This is a genomic window from Vibrio sp. 1580 (assembly GCF_033340055.1).
On sequence record NZ_JAWOVT010000688.1, the window covers coordinates 1 to 526 of the forward strand.

1 pseudogene is annotated in these 526 nt (G+C 44.1%); it reads right to left on the reverse strand.

What is annotated here, in order from left to right:
- A pseudogene (locus R7093_RS27860) lies at positions 1-444 on the reverse strand (CpaF family protein); the annotation flags it as partial.
- Positions 445-526: the final 82 nt, after the last annotated feature.

The following is a 526-nucleotide window of genomic DNA, read 5'->3' on the forward strand; positions in this document are numbered from 1 at the left end:
GACCAAAATATCTGAAATGGTTGGATCTTCAAGCAGTGGCTCAAGCGGCCCAAGACCAAACACTTCGTCTTCGATTTGGTGGATCACGCGGTTGCGCGCTTCTGAACTTAAAGGATGCGTTTGGTCTTCGGCGATCAACTGAATCACCGCTTCCCTTAACTCTTCTTTCGCGCGATCTTCTTGCAGATGTGATAACAAGCCAAGGTCTAAAGTATCCAGCAATTTCTTATGGTAGTAGTGCTTAATAGCCAGATCTTGCTCGAGCTGTTTTTTCTGCTCTTCAATCGCTTTCAGCTTCGCTTCAACCGGCGTTAATGGTTTGTTTTCACTGACGTAATCTTCGTCTTCTGCTTTCGCAGCAAGATCGACCTTGACGACTTTCGATTCTTTTTCTTCATCTACGGAATTGAATGAACTCCCGACGCCTTTCCGTTTGAAAAACATAACTCCCCCTTACTAAGAAAAGAATTTCTTAATCCAACTCTGGTGCTCTTGTGTTGGGCTTTCTAATAAGTGCGATATTTCC